The organism is Pseudomonas sp. Z4-20 (genome assembly GCF_051131955.1).
GTDB classification, from domain to species: Bacteria; Pseudomonadota; Gammaproteobacteria; order Pseudomonadales; family Pseudomonadaceae; genus Aquipseudomonas; species Aquipseudomonas marvdashtae.
The window spans coordinates 1,448,900-1,467,415 of record NZ_CP071641.1; the positions used below are offsets into that span (position 1 = coordinate 1,448,900).

Sequence of the window (18,516 nt, forward strand, 5' to 3'; positions counted from 1 at the left end):
GGGGTCGACTCCAGGCTAAGGATGCCATTGGCGCTCCTTATATCGATAAACCACCGGCGGGTAAAAAAGATTTTTTCAATCGACTTATCAATAAAAGCAATAGCGCCTCAATCGTCCGATGTCTTGTGCTTGTATTCGCAGAGGTCTTCGATCCGGCAACTCCCGCAGCGTGGCTTGCGCGCCAGGCAAACGTAACGCCCGTGGAGGATGAGCCAGTGATGGGAGTCCAGCAGGTATTCCTTGGGTACGAATTTCAGCAGCTTCTTTTCCACTTCCACCACATTTTTGCCTGGAGCCAAGCCGGTGCGGTTGCTGACGCGGAAAATGTGGGTATCGACCGCCATCGTCAACTGACGAAACGCCGTGTTGAGGACTACGTTGGCAGTCTTGCGACCGACGCCCGGCAGGGCCTCCAGCTCCTCCCGAGTCTGTGGGATTTCGCCCCCGTGGCGCTCAATCAACAGGCGACAGGTTTCGATCACATTTTTTGCCTTGCTATTGAACAGCCCGATGGTCTTGATGTATTCGGACAGCCCTTCAACGCCCAGAGCGTGGATCGCCTGAGGCGTATTGGCCACGGGGAATAGTTTGGCCGTAGCCTTGTTGACGCCGACATCGGTGGATTGGGCCGACAGAATCACCGCGATCAGCAACTCGAAGGCAGAGGAATAGGCCAGTTCGGTTTTCGGCTCCGGGTTGTCTTCATGGAAACGACGAAATATTTCCAGGCGTTTTGCGGCGTTCATGGGCGCGGCGGTTCCTCTTGGGGTGATGGGGCTTTGATAGTTTTCCAGGCTTGGTAAGCCGCCAGCAGCAAGCCCAGCAGAATGAATCCGCCAGGGGCGAGCAGGGCCAGTGGGACGCCCCTGCCGATCAGTTCCCGCAGAGCACCCAGGGTGATGATCAACAGGCCAAACTGTCCCGCCAGCCTGAGTTGGGCAGCCATGCGGGGCTCGACGATGGTTGTGTGGTCCAGCGCTACGCAGCTCACGGCGATCCATCCGATATACAGGCTCAACGCTGCGTGGCGCTCCAGCAGCCAGGCCTGTGCAACAAGGCCTGCGCATGCGGTCAGCGTCGCGGCCAGGACGACGGACGCAAGAAGCCGTTGGTTGGCCGTGAGGCGTTGCCTCAGCAAAATCATGGTGCCGCCATGGGGGAAGCTGATCAAAACCCAGGCACACCATAGAAGCAGCGAATTGATCAGCGAGTCGCTTGCGCCCACCAGGGGGACGAGCACCAGTCCACGGGTCCAGGCCGCAGGTTTATTCATGAACAACCGCTCCTGTCAGCCGAGCCTTGTTCTCGTCGAAGTAACGCAGCGCGTCGTGTACAGCCTGGAGCACAGCCCGGGACGTGACCGTCGCGCCAGCCAGTTGATCGAATTGGCCCTGATCCTTTTTCAAGGCCCAGCCGTTATCGGTAGGCGCCTGGAGTGACTTTCCGTGGAAGGTTTGCAGCCAAGTGTTCGGCCAGCCGGCGATCGCCGCGCCCAGGCCTGGGGTTTCCGACTGGCGCAGTGTTTTCACTCCTAGTAGTCGGCCTGTCGGGTCGATAGCGATCAGCAGTTCGATGCTGCCTTCATAACCCGATACTTGGCTGCGTAACAGTACTGCGCTGGGCCGGCCGGTGCGGGTCGCCAGGTAACCGCCCAACACGGTGCTGTGAGATAACGTGACCGGAGTCGCGAGGATGGGCCGCTCCAGCGGCTGATTGTCGTAGCGGTCGGCCGGCAGTGCGTCGAGCAAGGTTTTGCTGGCTATCGCTTGTCGCTGGGCTTCGATGCGCCCGGTGGTATTGATTTGCATGACATACGTGGCGCCGATGCAAAGGCCAGTCAGCAGTATCAGGATTACAATGCCCGTGACGTTTTTCATGTCACCGAACGCCTTTGTCGTGCCTCGACGAAGCGGTCCAGCGCGGGCGCGCCGAGGTTCATCAACAACACCGCAAACGCCACGCCATCCGGGAAACCGCCCCACGTGCGAATCAGATAGACCAGTAATCCTGCGCCGGCGCCGAACAACAGCCGGGCGAGCGGGGCCTTCGCGCCCGACACGGGTTCGGTCACGATAAAAAACGCGCCCAGCATGGTGGCTCCGGTCAGCAGATGAAACAGTGGCGAGCCATGGGAGTCCGAGCCCGAGCCGCTCCAGCACAGCAAGCTGATCGTGAACAAACTGACAAGCATGCCCACCGGGGCGTGCCAGCTGAATACCCGTTGTCGCAACAGAAACAGGCCCCCGGCGAGGAAGGCCAGGTTGATCCACTCGACACCGTGTCCACCCCAGCGACCGAACGCCGGGTCGCTGGCGAACAGCTCGTCGATGGTCAGGCTTCTATTGATCTGCAGGCTGTCCAATGCTGTGGCTGCGGCCCACCCGTCGGGCGCCTGGGCAATGCCAGCAACCTGCCGCAAGCCCTCGAGCAGGTCCATGCCGTGGAGCGAGGGCCATTGGCTCATGTACTGGGGAAACGCCACGAGCACCAGGGCATACCCCAACATCGCCGGGTTGAACGGATTGCTGCCGACTCCGCCCCATAAATGCTTGCCGAACAACAAGGCGCAGGCGACCGCTGTGACGATCAGCCACCAAGGGCAATACGCCGGCAAGGCCAAGGCCAGCAAGAGGGCGCTGACCCATGCGCTACCGTCGCTCAGGCCCGGCTTGAGTGGCCATCGCCGCAAACGCAACACCAGCGCCTCGACCGCCAGTGCGGCGAGGCCTGACAACAGCAAGTTGAGCAGCACGCCCCAGCCGTAGACCCACACCGACACCAGCACTCCGGGCAGCGCCGCCAGCAGCACTTGCCGCATGGCTTGTCGCAGTCGTTCGTCCACCGGGTCAGGTAGCGGCATGGGCGTTCACTTGCTGTTCGGCGTCTTTTACGGCTTGCTCCAACGCTTGCAGTTGCTCCTGCGATGCCGCGGCAGTCCGGGCCTTGCTCAGCTCTGCGCGACGCATCGCCAGCTGGATCTTGGCCCGCTTGAGCTCGGCGTCGTTTACCGGCATGGCGGCTGGCGCTGAAGCAACGGGGCAAGCGCTGTTTTCCAGTTGGGCCAGCACTTGCTCCGCCGTCTCGAACTGGCGTTGCAGCACGATCAGTTGCGACTGCTGCTCGAAGGTCGGCGGATGGCCGAACGCTTTCAAGGATTTGTTCAGTTGCGCCCGACTCATGGCCAAATCGATCTTGGCTTTTTTCAAGGCGGCATCGGCGCTGGCGGCTTTCTGTGCGCGCACTCGCTCCAGCGCTGCCTGCACCGGGTCAAGGGGCTGTGCCTCGGCTTGCTGGACGTTGCGCTGGGTACGGGCGAGACGCTCGGCCTGGCGCTGCTCTTCTTCGCGACGCAGGCGCGCGTTGCGTTGTTCAAAGCGTCGGCGGGCGTGATTGCGCTTGGCGGTTCGCGCCTGCTGTTCCTCGACGCTGAAGGCCAAGCCCCCCACGATCGGCAATACGGTTGCCATCGGCAATGGCCGCATCTCGATACAGTCCACTGGGCATGGCGCCACGCACAGATCGCAGCCAGTGCATTCGTCGACAAGCACGGTGTGCATCAGCTTTGCCGCGCCGACAATCGCGTCCACCGGGCAGGCCTGGATGCATTTGGTACAACCGATGCATTCGGCCTCGCGGATAAAGGCGAGCTGCGCCGGCGCCGAGCCGCGACTGACGTCCAGCTCCAGCACCGGGATCTTCATCAGCTCGGCCAGGGCCGTGATGGTCTCGCTTGCGCCTGGCGGGCATTTGTTGATGGGCTCACCCTGGGCGATGCCTTCAGCGTAAGGCTTGCAACCGGGATGGCCGCATTTACCGCATTGAGTCTGCGGGAGCAAGGCGTCGATACGTTGAATCAGGCTCATGTCTTGACCAGCCCGCGTAATCCGAGAAAGGCCACCGCCATCAGTCCGGCGCTGATCAACTGAATCGGCAGGCCTCGAAAAGGCTGGGGAATATTGTTACCCAGGACTCGCTGGCGCAAGTCATCGAACAGACTCAATACCAGCCAGAAACCCAGCCCGGCGCCCAGGCTCGCGGCAATGGCCTGGCCCAAGCCTGATCCCTCCCGGCTGTTGAGCAGGGTGACACCCAATATGCCGGCGTTGCCGAGCAACATGGGCCACAGGCCGTCGAATGGTAACAAGGGAAACGTGCGCGCCAGCCGCCGCAACAACGGCCCGATCAGCAATACGCTCAGGGGCAGCCACACGAATAACCGCAGCGACGCCAGGTCGGCCGGCACCAGCAGCCAATAATCGATCAGATACCCCAAGGTCCCCACTATCAGCATCAGGCATGCCGTCGCCAGGCCCAAGGCATGGACCTGGTCTCTGCCCTCGGCTGCCAAGAGCGGATCGACGCCCAGCGGCCAATGCAACACGAGGTTGTTGATCAGGGCCGCGCTCAATAGGGGCAAGAGGATTTCGGTCATGGGTATTGGGTGACAGTGCCTGTTACAAGAGTAGGCATTATCCGGCACGCCGTGAGAGTGAGCCAGATATGAAAATCCCACAGTCGCTCGACAGCCACCGTGGGATCGGTGCAGCGCGCCGTCGTGTTATTTGATTCGTTGGCCCGGCTTGGCACCGCTGTCCGGGCTCAGCAGGTAGATTTCCTCGCCGCCGGGGCCGGCCGCCATCACCATGCCTTCCGAAATACCGAAGCGCATTTTGCGCGGCTTGAGGTTGGCGATCATCATCGTCAGCCGGCCTTCGAGCTTGGCAGGGTCCGGGTACGCGCTCTTGATGCCGGAGAACACGTTGCGTTGCTCATCGCCGATATCCAGGGTCAGGCGCAGCAGCTTGTCGGCGCCTTCGACGGCCTCAGCCTTGACGATCAGCGCCACGCGCAGGTCGATGGCGGCGAACGCATCGAAATCGATTTCCGGCGACAACGGATCCTTGGCCAGTTCGCCGTTGCCGGCAGGGCCGCCGGTGTCGGTCTGGCTGGCGGCCAGGTCTTCCTTGGAGGCGTCGATCATGGCTTGTACCTTGGTCGGGTCGATGCGGGTCATCAGCGGCTTGAACGCGTTCAACTGATGGTTGCTCAGCAGAGTCTGGTGATCGTTCCAGGTCAGTGGCGCAACGTTCAGGAACGCTTCGGCATCGGCGGCCAGCAACGGCAGCACCGGCTTGAGGAAGATCACCAACTGGCGGAACAGGTTGATGCCCAGGGCGCAGATCGCCTGCACTTCGTCCTGCTTGCCTTCCTGCTTGGCCAGTGACCACGGTGCCTTGTCGGCGATCCAGGCATTGGCACGGTCGGCCAGCCCCATGATTTCGCGCATGGCACGGGCGAAGTCGCGGCCCTCGTAGGCTTCGGCGATGCTTGGCGCGGCGGCCAGGAAGGCCTCGGTCAGCTCCGGCGCGGCATTGCCCGCCACCAGCACACCGGCGTTGCCTTTGTGGATGAACCCGGCGCAACGGCTGGCAATGTTGACGACCTTGCCCACCAGGTCGGAGTTGACCTTCTGCACGAAGTCTTCGAGATTCAGGTCCAGGTCATCGACGCCACGGCCCAGCTTGGCCGCGTAGTAATAGCGCAGGTATTCCGGCGACAGGTGGTCCAGGTAAGTCCGCGCCTTGATGAAGGTGCCGCGGGACTTGGACATTTTCTGGCCATTGACGGTCAGGTAGCCATGGACGTTGATGCCGGTCGGCTTGCGGAAACCGGCGCCTTCAAGCATGGCGGGCCAGAACAGCGCGTGGAAGTTGACGATGTCCTTGCCGATGAAGTGATACACCTCGGCCGTGGAGTCCTTTGCCCAGAACTCATCGAAGTCCAGCTCCGGGGTGCGGTCGCAAAGGTTCTTGAAACTCGCCATGTAGCCGATGGGCGCATCCAGCCATACGTAGAAATATTTGCCAGGCTCGCCGGGAATCTCGAAGCCGAAATACGGCGCATCGCGGGAAATGTCCCACTCTTGCAGGCCAGAGTCGAGCCACTCGGCGAGCTTGTTGGCCACGGCGTCCTGCAACGTGCCGCTGCGGGTCCAGGTCTGCAGCATCTGCTGGAAATCCGGCAGCTTGAAGAAAAAATGCTGGGAGTCCCTGAGCACCGGGGTCGCTCCAGAAATCGCCGATTTCGGGTCTTTCAGGTCGGTCGGTGCGTAAGTGGCGCCGCATTTTTCACAATTGTCGCCGTACTGGTCTTCGGTGCCGCATTTCGGGCAGGTGCCCTTGATGAAGCGGTCGGCCAGGAACATTTTCTTTTCCGGGTCGAAGTACTGCGTGACCGAACGGGTCGAAATGTGCCCGGCATCACGCAGCTTCAAATAGATCTGGCTCGACAGCTCACGGTTTTCTTCGGCGTGAGTGGAGTGGAAGTTGTCGAAGTCCACCAGGAACTCGGCAAAGTCGGCGCTGTGCTCAGCCTGGACGTTGGCGATCAGTTGCTCCGGGGTGATGCCTTCTTTTTCCGCGCGCAACATGATGGCCGAACCGTGGGCGTCGTCGGCGCAGACGTAGATGCATTGATTGCCGCGATGTTTCTGGAAGCGCGTCCACATATCGGTCTGGATGTATTCCAGCATATGGCCGAGGTGAATCGAACCATTGGCATAGGGCAGGGCGCTGGTGACGAGGATCTTGCGTGGCTCGGACATGGGGCTCGGCTACTTGATGAAACGGAGGTCGGCCACTATAAAGCGCTGGCGGCTTTTTTTCACCCTTCGGGGCTGTTTCAGAGTGCTGCGCGGTTGTGGCGAGGGAGCTTGCTCCCGCTGGGTGGCGAAGCCGCCCCAAAGCTGTCAGCCAGGCATGCAGGCGAACTGCGTCAGCCCCATTGCGACTGCTGCGCAGTCGAGCGGGAGCAAGCTCCCTCGCCACAAGAGCGTTTGTCGTCCTTAATCGGGTCGCCACGACAGCATGCGCGGCGTAGGATAGCGGCCTGTTTTCAAGTCTTGCTATCGGAGTTGCCCATGAGCGCCGTCAATCGCGCAGCGGTGGAAGCCGTTCTTCGCCAATACACCGACCCCTACCTGAACCAGGACCCGGTGAGCGCCGGATGTGTGCGCGCCATCGATATCCAGGGGGATCGTGTCAGCGTCCAGCTGGAAATTGGCTATGCCGCCGACCTGTTCAAGAGCGGTTGGGCGCAAATGCTGCAGATGGCGATCGAGGGCCTGGACGGCGTGGCAGCCGCAAAGGTCCAGGTCAACAGCGTGATTGCCGCCCACAAGGCCCAGGCGCAGGTGCCTGGGCTGGCCAACGTCAAGAATGTGATCGCCGTGGCGTCGGGCAAGGGCGGCGTCGGCAAGTCCACCACCGCCGCCAACCTGGCCCTGGCCTTGGCCCGTGAAGGGGCCAAGGTCGGTATTCTCGACGCCGACATCTACGGCCCGAGCCAGGGCATCATGTTCGGCGTCGCCGAGGGCACCCGACCGCAGATCAAGGACCAGAAGTGGTTCGTGCCGATCCAGTCCCATGGCGTGGAAGTCATGTCCATGGCGTTCCTGACCGACGACAACACGCCGATGGTCTGGCGCGGGCCGATGGTTTCGGGCGCCTTGCTGCAGTTGGTCACGCAAACCGCGTGGGGCGACCTGGACTACCTGGTGATCGACATGCCGCCGGGCACCGGTGACATCCAGCTGACCCTGGCACAGAAAGTCCCGGTGGCCGGCGCGGTGATCGTCACCACGCCTCAAGACCTGGCCTTGCTGGACGCCCGCAAGGGCGTGGAGATGTTCCGCAAGGTGAACATCCCGGTGCTGGGCGTGGTGGAAAACATGGCCGTGCACATCTGCTCCAATTGCGGACACGCCGAGCATCTGTTCGGTGAAGGCGGCGGTGAAAAACTGGCAACTCAGTACGGCGTTGAGCTACTGGCCTCGCTGCCGCTGTCGATGCTGATCCGCGAACAGGCCGACGGCGGCAAGCCAACCGTCATCGCCGAGCCGGACAGCCAGATCGCCATGGTCTATCAAGAGTTGGCCCGCCACGTGGGCGCGCGGATCGTGTTGCAGGAAGCGGCGACGCCGGCGATGCCGAACATTACCGTCAGCGACGATTGATGAGCTGATCAGAGAGGGACACGAGCAAGCGCGTCCCTCTGCGGTGATGTCAGATCCGCAATCCGCCGTCCATTTCCAGGATGCGCCCGGTGTAGTAATCGTTCTCGAAGATGTAGGCGGCCGAATGGGCGATCTCCTCGGGTTTGCCCATGCGCTTGAGCGGAATTGCGGACGTCATCTTTTTAGGGCTTCGGGCTTCATGCCCAGGGTCATCTCGGTTTCGATAAAGCCCGGTGCGATACCCGCCACGCGGATGCCGTATCGTGCCAGTTCCTTGGCCCACACGAGAGCTGCCCGAAGGCGTACTGGAACAATATCTCAGTCACCCGACGGTTTTTAGACGGATTTCATAAAAGGAGTCATAAATTGAGCGTTGAGCCCGCTAAGCATGCACGAGAATTACTGCTCAAGGAATACCGTGGGATGCTCTCCACCCATTCCAAAGCCATGCCTGGTTTCCCGTTCGGTTCCGTGGTGCCGTACTGCCTGGATGATCAGGGCCGGCCGTTGATTCTCATTAGCCGCATCGCGCAGCACACCCACAACCTCCAGAAGGACGCCAGGTGCTCGATGCTGGTCGGCGAGCGGGGCGCTGAAGATGTGCAAGCGGTAGGGCGCCTGACTTACCTGGCCGAGGCGCAGAAGCTCGAGGACAGTGCCGCCATCGAGTTTGCCGCCGAACGTTATTACCGCTATTTCCCTGATTCGCAGAACTATCACAAGGCCCACGATTTTGATTTCTGGGTGCTCACCCCGGTGCGCCACCGTTACATCGGTGGCTTTGGCGCGATTCACTGGATCGATCAGATCACCTTGGCCAACCCCTTTGCGGGCAAGGCCGAAGCCAGCATGATCGAACATATGAACGCCGATCACGCCAAGGCCATCGCCCACTACGTGGACTTGGCCAGCCTGCCGAAAACCGAACCGGCGCAACTGGTGGGTATCGACAGTGAAGGCATGCACCTGCGTATCGGCGAAGGCTTGCATTGGTTGGCGTTTCCCGCACCTTGCAACACGCCGACACAAGTGCGCGAAGCGTTGGTTTACCTGGCTCACGCTGAGCAATGGCCGAAAAATCTGGAGGTCGGCGCTTGAATTCACGAAAGGGCGACGTCATTTAGGTTTTCATAGCAAGGTATTCTTGCGTTGAGGAACCATTTGATGCGCCCTTTTTTGTTGCTCTTTCTGCTGTTCCCGGTGTTGGAGCTGTTCGTATTCGTCAAGGTCAGCGGTGCGATCGGGTTTTTCCCGGCGCTGCTGCTGGTCATTCTCGGCTCGATGCTCGGCGTGTTCGTGCTGCGTATCGCCGGCCTTGCCACGGCGCTGCGCGCCCGTGAAAGCCTGAGTCGGGGCGAGCTGCCTGCGCAGACCATGCTCGAGGGCCTGATGCTCGCCCTGGGTGGCGGTCTGTTGATCCTGCCTGGCTTCATCAGCGATGTGCTGGGCCTGGTCATGTTGTTGCCAATCACCCGGCGGTTGGTGGCCAATAAAATGCGCCGGCGCGCCGAAGAACAGGCGATGCACCAGCGGGCCTTCGCCGACGACCTGCAGCCACGTGGCGGGCCGGCTCCGCGAGAACCCCTGGGCCGCGAGCCCAACGTGATCGAAGGCGAATTCGAACACCGCGATCCCAAGTAGCTTTCCAGTGACACGGCAGCCAGCCACACGGCACCTTCGGGTGCCGTGTTCGTTTGCCCGCTTGAAGAAAAAAATTCATACCCGGCCCTTGTAATCGGCTTGTACGCCCTTATGTATGGGTCACCGCAAGGTTTCCGGTGGCAACGCCGGACAGACTTCCGCGGTTCGCTTGGCGAACCGCACCCGGCACCGCCGGATTCGTTAAACCCGCCGGGACTACACCGGCCGATGAAAACCACAATTAGGAGAGATCGACAATGAAGCTTCGTCCTCTGCATGACCGCGTCGTCGTCCGTCGCAGCGAAGAAGAAAAGAAAACCGCTGGCGGTATCGTCCTGCCAGGTTCGGCTGCTGAAAAGCCAAACCAGGGTGAAGTCCTCGCTGTTGGCCCAGGCAAAGCCCTGGAAAACGGTGAAGTACGTGCGCTGTCCGTGAAAGTGGGTGACAAGGTTGTGTTCGGCCCTTACTCCGGCAGCAACACAGTGAAAGTCGACGGTGAAGACCTGCTGGTTATCGGCGAAAGCGAAATCCTCGCTGTTGTCGAAGGCTGATTCCCCGCTCATTTTCCCGCTACTACAAAGTATTTAAGGAATATCGATCATGGCTGCTAAAGAAGTTAAATTCGGCGATTCCGCCCGCAAGAAAATGCTCGCCGGTGTCAACGTCCTGGCTGACGCAGTAAAAGCGACCCTGGGCCCGAAAGGCCGTAACGTGATCATCGAGAAGAGCTTCGGCGCTCCGACCATCACCAAGGACGGCGTTTCCGTAGCCAAAGAAATCGAGCTGAAAGATCGCTTCGAAAACATGGGCGCGCAGCTGGTTAAAGACGTTGCCTCCCGTGCCAACGATGACGCAGGCGACGGTACCACCACCGCGACCGTACTGGCTCAGTCGATCGTCAACGAAGGCCTGAAAGCCGTCGCTGCCGGCATGAACCCGATGGACCTCAAGCGCGGTATCGACAAGGCAACCATCGCCATTGTCAAAGAGCTCAAGGCCCTGTCCAAGCCATGCGCTGACACCAAGGCAATCGCTCAGGTCGGCACCATCTCCGCCAACTCCGACAGCTCCATCGGCGACATCATTGCCGAAGCCATGGAAAAAGTCGGTAAAGAAGGCGTGATCACCGTTGAAGAAGGCTCGGGCCTGGAAAACGAACTGTCGGTTGTAGAAGGCATGCAGTTCGACCGTGGCTACCTGTCCCCGTACTTCGTCAACAAGCCGGACACCATGACCGCCGAGCTCGACGGTCCGCTGATCCTGCTGGTCGACAAAAAGATCTCCAACATCCGTGAGCTGCTGCCAGTGCTGGAAGCTGTTGCCAAGGCCGGCCGCCCGCTGTTGATCGTGAGCGAAGACGTTGAAGGCGAAGCCCTGGCGACGCTGGTTGTGAACAACATGCGCGGTATCGTCAAGGTCGTTGCCGTCAAGGCACCAGGCTTCGGCGATCGCCGCAAGGCCATGCTGCAGGACATCGCTGTCCTGACCGGCGGTACCGTTATCTCCGAAGAGATCGGCCTGAGCCTGGAAAGCGCTACCCTGGAACACCTGGGTAATGCCAAGCGCGTGACCGTGACCAAGGAAAACACCACCGTCATCGACGGCGCTGGCGTTGAGACTGACATCCAGGCTCGCGTAACCCAGATCCGTGCACAAGTTGCCGAGACTTCGTCCGACTACGACCGTGAAAAACTGCAAGAGCGCCTGGCCAAGCTGTCCGGCGGTGTTGCTGTCATCAAGGTTGGCGCCGGTTCCGAAGTTGAAATGAAAGAGAAGAAAGCCCGCGTTGAAGACGCCCTGCACGCGACCCGCGCAGCCGTTGAAGAAGGCGTGGTGCCTGGCGGCGGCGTGGCACTGGTTCGTGCCCTGCAAGCCATCAGCGAGCTCAAAGGCGACAACGATGACCAGAACGTGGGCATCCAGTTGCTGCGTCGCGCTGTTGAAGCGCCTCTGCGCCAGATCGTTGCCAACTCCGGCGACGAGCCAAGCGTAGTGGTCGACAAGGTCAAGCAGGGTTCGGGTAACTACGGTTACAACGCTGCCACCGGCGAATACGGCGACATGATCGAAATGGGTATCCTGGATCCAGCCAAAGTGACTCGTTCGGCCCTGCAAGCGGCTTCGTCGATTGCCAGCCTGATGATCACCACCGAGGCGATGATCGCTGAAATCAAGGACGACGCTCCAGCTGGCGGCGGCATGCCAGACATGGGCGGCATGGGTGGTATGGGCGGCATGATGTAAGCCAGCCTTACCCCTGTAGCGAAAAACCCCGCCTGCGAAAGCAGGCGGGGTTTTTTAATACGTTGGATTCACCCTGCGACGCGAATTCAGGCGCTGACGGGCTGAATGCCAACCGCACGCTCATCCTTGGAGGCCGGCCGGTAAAGAATCCAGCAATAACAACCCAGGCAAATCAGCCAACAGAACACTGCCGTCCACACGTTGTGGGAGAAAAAGTGCGCCCCTTGCATCATCCGGCCCACCGAAAACACCGTACCCAGCCCAAATGCGAAGATAAGCGCCTGGCGAGCCAGGCGTGGGCGGCGGTCACGCAATACGAAAAACAGCGCGAAGAGCGTAAAACCAGTGGCGGCGTGCCCGCCCGGCCAGCAGCGGCCAGGTTTTTGCGTCGCCGGACGCGGGCTCAGCAATTCACTGTAGGTTTCCTTGCCGCCAAATTCCTTCAGGCTCCAGGGGCATTGCACGGCCGTCACGGCTTTGAGCGGCGTGACAAAGGCAGTTGCCAGCGCGAGGGACAGGACCAGGCAACCCAGCTCCCGCTTGAAAGGCGCGAGTCGAGCGATAAAAAACGAAGCGACGAAGCCGAGGACCGAAAGTACCGAAAAGACGATGACCAGTTGTTTGGCCCGGTCGTGCAGGATGTCTTCTAGAAAAAAACTATGCCGGCCAATGAATCCACCATCAGCGGAGCTGTAGAAAAGCCTGGCCAATGTCATATCCAGCGTGGTCAATTCCAGCAGCACCAGGATGAGCGCGACTGCGACAGGAACACCCAGGGCGATCCGTAAGTTCAGCGGTCTGGAGGCGGGGCGCAGGGCGATGGAAACCATGGCGATACCTATGTGGGAAGTCTTCGTGGGCAGCAGGTGATGCGGAGTCTGTTCCCCGCGGCGTTGGCGAGGCGTGAATCCGTGGTGAAAAACTCGTCAATCCAGCTGGCTCTCTTCTGGGATTGCTCCCCGCTGGCCTGACACAAGCGGATACAACCCTAGCGGTGCGGCACGCTTGGCCTTAAGCTGCGCGGGCCACGACGATTGCCTACGTGCGCAGAGGAGATGCCCATGCGAATTCTATTGGTCGAAGACAACCGTGACATCCTGGCCAACCTGGCCGACTACCTGGGACTCAAGGGTTATACCGTCGATTGCGCCCAGGACGGTTTGTCGGGGTTGCACCTGGCCGCGACCGAACACTATGACTTGATCGTGCTCGATATCATGCTGCCGGGCATCGACGGCTACACCTTGTGCAAGCGCTTGCGCGAAGACGCCCGGCGCGATACGCCGGTGATCATGCTCACTGCGCGAGACCAATTGGACGACCGTCTGCAAGGCTTCAAATCCGGGGCTGACGATTATCTGGTCAAGCCCTTTGCCTTGTCCGAGCTGGCAGCGCGGATCGAAGCTGTCATGCGCCGCGCCCAGGGCGGCGGCCGGCGCGCCCTGCAGGTCGCAGACTTGAGCTACGACCTCGATACATTGGAAGTGACCCGTGAAGGGCGGCTGCTCAAGCTCAACCCCGTTGGCCTGAAGCTGCTGGCGGTATTGATGCAGAAAAGCCCTCACGTGCTGCGCCGCGAAATCCTCGAAGAAGCCTTGTGGGGAGACGATTGTCCGGACAGTGACAGCCTGCGCAGCCATGTCCACCAATTGCGCCAGGTGATCGACAAGCCGTTCGAGAAGCCGCTGCTGCACACGGTGCACGGCGTGGGTTACCGCTTGGCCGAGGGCCGAGATGGAGTTTAAGCAAAGCCTTGCCCAACGGATCATCATCGCTTTCGCACTGATGAGCGCATTGGTGGCGGGGGCTTTTGCCCTCGGTATCGTGGCAACGGTTCACCTGGTGGAAGAAAAACTGATTTCCGCCGGTCTCGGTGGAGACCTGCAACGCCTGCTGCTGATGGACAGTGTTTCCGACTGGAGTCATCGCCCTGAACCCGACCAATTGTTCTACTTCACTGGCGGCCCAGGTGATTTCGAGTTGCCCAAGGATTTGCGCCATCTCGACCGTGGCTTCCATGAAGTGTTTCGCGACCAACTGTCCTATCACGCGATGGTAGAGATCGTTGACGGCCGACACTACGTGTTATTGCAAGACCAGAGCGATTTCGAGGAGCGCGAACGCGTGCTCTTCGCCGTGGTGCTGGTGGGTTTCGTGCTCAGTCTGGCGTTGGCGGTATTCCTGGGCTGGGTGCTGGCACGCCGAGTGATGGCGCCGGTGGTTCGCCTGGCCCGGCAAGTGCGACATCGCGACCAGCTCCTGGGACTTGCTCCGCCGCTGGCCCCGGACTATGCCGCCGACGAAGTGGGCGAGCTGGCCGTGGCCTTCGACGCGACATTGGGACGGCTGCGCCAAGCCCTGACCCGTGAGCGGCTGTTCACCAGCGATGTCAGCCATGAGCTGCGCACCCCGTTGATGGTCTTGGCCACGTCCTGCGAACTGCTGTTGGAAAATCCGGCACTGGATCAGCGGGGACGCACTCAGGTCGAGCGCATCAACCGTGCCAGTGAAGAAATGCGCGAGCTGGTGCAGACCTTCCTGATGCTCGCCCGGGCCCAGCGTGAAGACAACGGCATGTCGCCCCGGGCGACATTGGGACAGGTGGCAGAAAACCTTCTCGGGGTCTGGCGCACGCCGATCGAATCCAAGGGCCTCACATTGGTCTTCGAGCCAGGGCACACCGCCGATACGCCGTATAACGCCACATTCCTGACTGCCGTCATGGGGAATTTGCTGCGTAACGCGTTGCACTACACCGATCAGGGCTTTATCCGCGTCTCGCTGACCGCCACGGGGTTCGTGGTCGAAGACAGCGGCGTGGGGATTCCCGAGGAAAAGCGTGAGGCGATGTTCGAGCCGTTCGTGCGCGGTAATGAAAAGCGCGGCGAGGGGCTGGGGCTCGGGCTGTCGTTGGTGCAGCGGATTTGCGAGGATCAGGGTTGGACGGTCAGCCTCAGCACGATGGAGCCTAACGGTTGCCGTTTCGTAGTGGATTTGAATCCGAAGGGATGACGGCTCGTCGAAAAAACTTGAAATGATTCCTCGGTACTTGACGGTTTTTTCACAAGGCGACGACACTCCGTTTCATAGGGTGGGCTGATCAATAACGGAGAGCCCCAATGTCCAAAGCCATCAAGTTGGATTTTTCAAAATGAAGCAGCTGCAGCGCCATTCGTCGTTCCAAGGCGCCGACTGGGAAAAACTGGTCTACTTTTACGAGACGGCGTTTGGCAGCGCTATCAAAGGTTTATAACGATGAAACTAGAAATTGCTAGAGGTTTATTTTTAGTCGGAGCCCTGGCAGTTACCTCAATGGCGGTGGCGGTGTGGGAACAGCCGCGTTCGCAGATCCTCAGTGCCTCCACGGTTGGCGCGCATTGCCCTGTGCCTCGCGTGGCCAAGACCAGCGAGGCGATCCGACCGGATGACGACTTGTTGCTGTTCATGTTCAGCCTGTCTCAAGGCATGCGGCCGCAGAGTTAAGTGTCATGGTTAAAAATAAAAGGCCTCGCATTTGCGAGGCCTTTTATTTTCCTGCGGATTCCATGCACCACAGGCGTCCCGTGATGCTCGTATCTCAGGCTTTGTCCGGTTTTGCCAACAAGGTATAGACGCAGGGCAATACGAACAAGGTGAACAAGGTTCCGACCGTCATGCCCGTGGCGATGACCATGCCGATGTCGAAGCGGCTTACCGCCCCGGCTCCTGTGGCCAGGATCAACGGCACCATGCCGAACACCATAGCGGCTGTGGTCATCAATACGGGCCGCAGGCGAATCGAGGCCGCTTGCTCCACTGCATCCCGCGGGCTCAGGCCTTGTTCCTTGCGCAGCTGGTTGGCGAACTCGACGATGAGAATGCCGTGCTTGCTGATCAATCCGATCAGCGTCACCAGCCCCACCTGAGTGTAGATATTCATGCTCGACCACCCGAGGAACAGCGGGATCAGCGCTCCGCAAATGGACAGCGGCACTGTTACCAGGATCACCAGCGGGTCCCGGAAACTTTCGAACTGCGCAGCCAGCACCAGGAAGATAATGGCCAGCGCCAGGGCAAAGGTTGCCCACAGCGCGCTGCCCTCCTGTACGAATTGGCGTGAAGCACCGGCGTAATCGAAGGAGAATCCCACCGGTGCTTCCTCGAGCGCAATCTGGCGCACGGTCTCGATGGCCTCGCCCATGCTCACCGTGGGGAAGCCAGAGATCGTGACGGCGTTTAGCTGCTGGAACTGGTTCAGTTGCCGCGGTCGGGCCCGGTCGCTCACCTTGATCAGCGTCGACAACGGTAGCAACTCACCCTGGGCATTCTTCACGTAGTAGTTGTTCAACCACTGCGGATTGTCCCGGAACGGTCGTTCGACCTGGGCAATGACCTTGTAGCTGCGCCCTTCGAGCGTAAAGCGGTTGATCTCGGATTCACCCAGCAATGTCGCCAGGGTTCCGCCCAGGTCCTGCATCGAGACGCCCATCTGGGCAGCCTTTTCACGATCGATGTCCACCACTACTTCAGGCTTGTCGAAAGCCAGGTCGATGTCCATGAAAGCAAATTTGCCGGACTCCACCGCGCGTTTTTTCACCCGGTCGGCAACCTCCAGGAGCGTCGCATAGTCTTTCGGCGAATTGATGACGAACGCGAACGGCAGGCCTTCGCCGGTTCCGGGCAGTGAAGGCAGGTTGAAACCGAAGATCTGCAGGCCAGGTACGCTTTCCAGCTTGGCCTGGACTTCAGGCAGGATTTCCATTTGGGTGCGGCTGCGTTCGTTCCAGGGTTTGAGCAGGAAACCGCCGATGCCCGATTGCACGCCGTTGTAGCCGTTGATCTGGAACGAGGAGTAGTACTCCGGAAACTCCTTGAAGATGGTAATGAAGTGATCGGTGTAGCTGTTCAGGTAGTCGAGGTTCGTGGGCTGCGGGGCGTTCGCCATCATGAAAATGATGCCCTGGTCCTCGTCGGGCGCCAGTTCCGACCTGGTGAACATGATCAACACCGGTATCAGCAGCAGGACGATCACCGCAAACACCAGGACCACCGGACGGGTATTGAGCGTGCCGTGAAGCATGCGCTGGTAACGGGTCTTCGAGCGTTCGAAGATCACGTCCAGTCGATGGGCCAATCCCGACGGGTTTTCGTCATGGCGCAGCAGCATCGCGCACATCATCGGCGACAGGGTCAGGGCGACGATTCCGGATATCACCACCGCTCCGGCCAGGGTCAGTGCGAACTCCTTGAACAGCGCCCCCGTCAGGCCTTCTAGCAGGCCAATCGGCGCATACACCGCCGCCAGCGTGATGGTCATCGAGACCACCGGCATGGCTATTTCGCGCGCGCCATCTATCGCGGCGTCGAACGGGGTCTTGCCTTTTTCGATGTGCCGGTGAATGTTCTCCACCACCACAATGGCGTCGTCCACCACCAGGCCGATCGCCAACACCATGGCGAGCAACGTCAGCAGGTTCATGGAATAACCCATGAGCTGCATGAAGAACATCACGCCGATCATCGACAGTGGAATGGTCACCACCGGGATGAGTACCGAACGCAGCGCGCCGAGGAACAGGAATACCACGACGATGACGATCAGCACTGCCTCGAACAGGGTCTTTACCACCTCGTCGATGGACGCCTGGATGAACAGCGTCGCATCATACGCGATCTCGGCCTTGAGGTTGGAGGGCAACTGCGCCTCCAGTTCAGGCATGATCTTGCGCACTTCCTTGATGACATCGAGGGGGTTGGCGCCCGGTGTTGCCTTGATGCCGATGTACACCGAAGGCGTGCCACCGAAGGAGCTGACGGTATCGTAGTTTTCGGCACCCATTTCCACCCGTGCCACGTCCCGCAGCAACACGCGGCTGTCGCCTTCGGTCTTGAGCGCAATCGCGGCGAATGCTTCTGCGGACTTGAGCTCGGTGTTGGCGTTAATGCTGGTGACCACGTACTCGCCTTTTACTTCACCGGCTGCGGAGAGGAAGTTGTGCTGGCGCACGGCATTGGTCACGTCGGCGGCGGTCAGGCCGAAACCGGCGAGCTTGACCGGGTCCAGCCACAAACGCATGGCAAAGACCTGGTTGCCGAGGATCTCGGCCTCAGCCATGCCAGGCAGTGTCGCCAGTTTGGGTTGGATCACCCGCGACAGATAGTCGGTGATCTGGGGATTGCTCAATTCCTTGCTGAAGAAACTGATGTACATCAGTGCCGAGGCGTCGGCGGCCTCGCGGCTGAGCACTGGGTCTTCCGATTCCTGGGGCAGCTCGTTCTTGACCTCGCTGGCCTTGGCCAGCAGTTCGGTGTAGAGCCGGTCGCTGTTGGAACCGATACGGGCATAGACCGAGATGACCGAAAAGTTCTGGCGGCTGACCGAGGTCATGTAGTCGATGCCCTCGGCACTGGCCAGGCTCTGTTGCATCGGTTGGGTAATGTAGCCCTGGATGGTTTCAGCGTTGGCCCCCGGGTAAGCGGTGGTCACCGTGATCAAGGCGTTTTCCATCTGCGGATACTGACGCAGGGGCAGCTTGCTCCAGGCCTGGAAGCCCAGCAGCACGATCAGCAGGCTGACCACGGTGGCAAGCACCGGACGGCGGATGAACGGATCGGTAAAAGCCATGGGGGTTCCTTGA

The 18,516-nt window shown here is 60.4% G+C and carries 17 protein-coding genes and 2 pseudogenes; 9 read left to right on the forward strand and 10 right to left on the reverse strand.

Annotation, left to right across the window (positions count from 1 at the left end; all coding sequences use genetic code 11):
- Positions 1-107: 107 nt before the first annotated feature.
- The 7 genes from nth to metG form a co-directional block, all read right to left on the reverse strand.
- Positions 108-746, reverse strand: coding sequence for an endonuclease III (gene nth / locus J3P82_RS06675; protein ID WP_186635724.1), 639 nt, complete (start codon positions 744-746; stop codon positions 108-110).
- Positions 743-1,273 carry an Rnf-Nqr domain containing protein gene (locus J3P82_RS06680; RefSeq protein ID WP_434561676.1) on the reverse strand — a complete coding sequence of 177 codons (531 nt, stop codon included), beginning with the start codon at positions 1,271-1,273 and terminating at the stop codon, positions 743-745. The genes nth and J3P82_RS06680 overlap by 4 nt, the downstream gene beginning before the upstream one ends.
- Positions 1,266-1,877 carry an RnfABCDGE type electron transport complex subunit G gene (locus J3P82_RS06685; RefSeq protein ID WP_434561678.1) on the reverse strand — a complete coding sequence of 204 codons (612 nt, stop codon included), beginning with the start codon at positions 1,875-1,877 and terminating at the stop codon, positions 1,266-1,268. Before J3P82_RS06685 ends, J3P82_RS06680 begins: the two co-directional genes overlap by 8 nt.
- Complete coding sequence (locus J3P82_RS06690; RefSeq protein WP_434561680.1) at positions 1,874-2,860, reverse strand: RnfABCDGE type electron transport complex subunit D; 987 nt, start codon at positions 2,858-2,860, stop codon at positions 1,874-1,876. The genes J3P82_RS06685 and J3P82_RS06690 overlap by 4 nt, the downstream gene beginning before the upstream one ends.
- Positions 2,847-3,863: an electron transport complex subunit RsxB gene (rsxB, locus tag J3P82_RS06695; protein ID WP_434561682.1), complete on the reverse strand. Its 1,017-nt coding sequence runs from the start codon at positions 3,861-3,863 to the stop codon at positions 2,847-2,849. The genes J3P82_RS06690 and rsxB overlap by 14 nt, the downstream gene beginning before the upstream one ends.
- Positions 3,860-4,432 (reverse strand): Rnf-Nqr domain containing protein, encoded by a 573-nt coding sequence (locus tag J3P82_RS06700; RefSeq protein ID WP_434561684.1) that lies wholly within the window; start codon positions 4,430-4,432, stop codon positions 3,860-3,862. The genes rsxB and J3P82_RS06700 overlap by 4 nt, the downstream gene beginning before the upstream one ends.
- A 126-nt stretch (positions 4,433-4,558) precedes the next feature.
- Positions 4,559-6,604: a methionine--tRNA ligase gene (gene metG, locus J3P82_RS06705; RefSeq protein ID WP_434561686.1), complete on the reverse strand. Its 2,046-nt coding sequence runs from the start codon at positions 6,602-6,604 to the stop codon at positions 4,559-4,561.
- A gap of 315 nt (positions 6,605-6,919) precedes the next feature.
- On the opposite strand from metG, the gene apbC reads away from it, so the two are divergent.
- The gene (gene apbC / locus J3P82_RS06710) at positions 6,920-8,014 is read left to right on the forward strand and encodes an iron-sulfur cluster carrier protein ApbC (protein WP_434561688.1); all 1,095 of its coding nucleotides are present in this window, start codon (positions 6,920-6,922) and stop codon (positions 8,012-8,014) included.
- A 49-nt stretch (positions 8,015-8,063) separates the two neighbouring features.
- On the opposite strand, the pseudogene J3P82_RS06715 reads toward apbC, so the two are convergent.
- Positions 8,064-8,302, reverse strand: a pseudogene (locus tag J3P82_RS06715) (SDR family oxidoreductase); the annotation flags it as partial.
- Positions 8,303-8,380: 78 nt separating this feature from the next.
- On the opposite strand from J3P82_RS06715, the gene J3P82_RS06720 reads away from it, so the two are divergent.
- From J3P82_RS06720 to groL, 4 genes are all read left to right on the forward strand, one after another.
- On the forward strand, positions 8,381-9,112 hold the full coding sequence (locus tag J3P82_RS06720; protein WP_434561690.1) for a HugZ family protein: 732 nt from the start codon (positions 8,381-8,383) through the stop codon (positions 9,110-9,112).
- Positions 9,113-9,178: 66 nt separating this feature from the next.
- The gene (locus J3P82_RS06725) at positions 9,179-9,655 is read left to right on the forward strand and encodes an FxsA family protein (protein WP_434561692.1); all 477 of its coding nucleotides are present in this window, start codon (positions 9,179-9,181) and stop codon (positions 9,653-9,655) included.
- A 257-nt stretch (positions 9,656-9,912) separates the two neighbouring features.
- Positions 9,913-10,206: a co-chaperone GroES gene (locus J3P82_RS06730; protein ID WP_024619193.1), complete on the forward strand. Its 294-nt coding sequence runs from the start codon at positions 9,913-9,915 to the stop codon at positions 10,204-10,206.
- 49 nt (positions 10,207-10,255) lie between these two features.
- On the forward strand, positions 10,256-11,899 hold the full coding sequence (groL, locus tag J3P82_RS06735; RefSeq protein ID WP_186635754.1) for a chaperonin GroEL: 1,644 nt from the start codon (positions 10,256-10,258) through the stop codon (positions 11,897-11,899).
- A gap of 86 nt (positions 11,900-11,985) precedes the next feature.
- Here the strand turns inward: groL and J3P82_RS06740 are convergent, their stop codons facing one another.
- Entirely contained in the window at positions 11,986-12,729 is a 744-nt protein-coding gene (locus J3P82_RS06740; protein ID WP_434561694.1) for a phosphatase PAP2 family protein, read from the reverse strand.
- Between the two features lie 231 nt (positions 12,730-12,960).
- Here J3P82_RS06740 and colR point away from each other — a divergent pair, with 231 nt between their 5' ends.
- The 4 genes and pseudogenes from colR to J3P82_RS06760 all read left to right on the forward strand — a co-directional run bounded on the left by colR (position 12,961) and on the right by J3P82_RS06760 (position 15,382).
- Positions 12,961-13,644, forward strand: coding sequence for a two-component system response regulator ColR (gene colR / locus J3P82_RS06745; protein WP_434561696.1), 684 nt, complete (start codon positions 12,961-12,963; stop codon positions 13,642-13,644).
- Positions 13,634-14,911, forward strand: a complete 1,278-nt coding sequence (locus tag J3P82_RS06750; protein WP_434561698.1) for a sensor histidine kinase — start codon at positions 13,634-13,636, stop codon at positions 14,909-14,911. The genes colR and J3P82_RS06750 overlap by 11 nt, the downstream gene beginning before the upstream one ends.
- A gap of 139 nt (positions 14,912-15,050) precedes the next feature.
- A pseudogene (locus J3P82_RS06755) lies at positions 15,051-15,152 on the forward strand (lipopolysaccharide kinase InaA family protein); the annotation flags it as partial.
- Between the two features lie 2 nt (positions 15,153-15,154).
- The gene (locus tag J3P82_RS06760) at positions 15,155-15,382 is read left to right on the forward strand and encodes a hypothetical protein (RefSeq protein ID WP_434561700.1); all 228 of its coding nucleotides are present in this window, start codon (positions 15,155-15,157) and stop codon (positions 15,380-15,382) included.
- A 94-nt stretch (positions 15,383-15,476) separates the two neighbouring features.
- Here J3P82_RS06760 and J3P82_RS06765 read toward each other — a convergent pair whose 3' ends face one another.
- The gene (locus J3P82_RS06765) at positions 15,477-18,503 is read right to left on the reverse strand and encodes a multidrug efflux RND transporter permease subunit (protein ID WP_434561702.1); all 3,027 of its coding nucleotides are present in this window, start codon (positions 18,501-18,503) and stop codon (positions 15,477-15,479) included.
- Positions 18,504-18,516 lie beyond the last annotated feature (13 nt).

Excerpts from the sequence above, each read along its gene's own strand:
- nth (WP_186635724.1), bottom strand. The coding sequence starts at position 746 with ATGAACGCCGCAAAACGCCTGGAAATATTTCGTCGTTTCCATGAAGAC.
- J3P82_RS06680 (WP_434561676.1), bottom strand. The coding sequence starts at position 1,273 with ATGAATAAACCTGCGGCCTGGACCCGTGGACTGGTGCTCGTCCCCCTG.
- J3P82_RS06685 (WP_434561678.1), bottom strand. The coding sequence starts at position 1,877 with ATGAAAAACGTCACGGGCATTGTAATCCTGATACTGCTGACTGGCCTT.
- J3P82_RS06690 (WP_434561680.1), bottom strand. The coding sequence starts at position 2,860 with ATGCCGCTACCTGACCCGGTGGACGAACGACTGCGACAAGCCATGCGG.
- rsxB (WP_434561682.1), bottom strand. The coding sequence starts at position 3,863 with ATGAGCCTGATTCAACGTATCGACGCCTTGCTCCCGCAGACTCAATGC.
- J3P82_RS06700 (WP_434561684.1), bottom strand. The coding sequence starts at position 4,432 with ATGACCGAAATCCTCTTGCCCCTATTGAGCGCGGCCCTGATCAACAAC.
- metG (WP_434561686.1), bottom strand. The coding sequence starts at position 6,604 with ATGTCCGAGCCACGCAAGATCCTCGTCACCAGCGCCCTGCCCTATGCC.
- apbC (WP_434561688.1), top strand. The coding sequence starts at position 6,920 with ATGAGCGCCGTCAATCGCGCAGCGGTGGAAGCCGTTCTTCGCCAATAC.
- J3P82_RS06725 (WP_434561692.1), top strand. The coding sequence starts at position 9,179 with ATGCGCCCTTTTTTGTTGCTCTTTCTGCTGTTCCCGGTGTTGGAGCTG.
- J3P82_RS06730 (WP_024619193.1), top strand. The coding sequence starts at position 9,913 with ATGAAGCTTCGTCCTCTGCATGACCGCGTCGTCGTCCGTCGCAGCGAA.
- groL (WP_186635754.1), top strand. The coding sequence starts at position 10,256 with ATGGCTGCTAAAGAAGTTAAATTCGGCGATTCCGCCCGCAAGAAAATG.
- J3P82_RS06740 (WP_434561694.1), bottom strand. The coding sequence starts at position 12,729 with ATGGTTTCCATCGCCCTGCGCCCCGCCTCCAGACCGCTGAACTTACGG.
- colR (WP_434561696.1), top strand. The coding sequence starts at position 12,961 with ATGCGAATTCTATTGGTCGAAGACAACCGTGACATCCTGGCCAACCTG.
- J3P82_RS06750 (WP_434561698.1), top strand. The coding sequence starts at position 13,634 with ATGGAGTTTAAGCAAAGCCTTGCCCAACGGATCATCATCGCTTTCGCA.
- J3P82_RS06760 (WP_434561700.1), top strand. The coding sequence starts at position 15,155 with ATGAAACTAGAAATTGCTAGAGGTTTATTTTTAGTCGGAGCCCTGGCA.
- J3P82_RS06765 (WP_434561702.1), bottom strand. The coding sequence starts at position 18,503 with ATGGCTTTTACCGATCCGTTCATCCGCCGTCCGGTGCTTGCCACCGTG.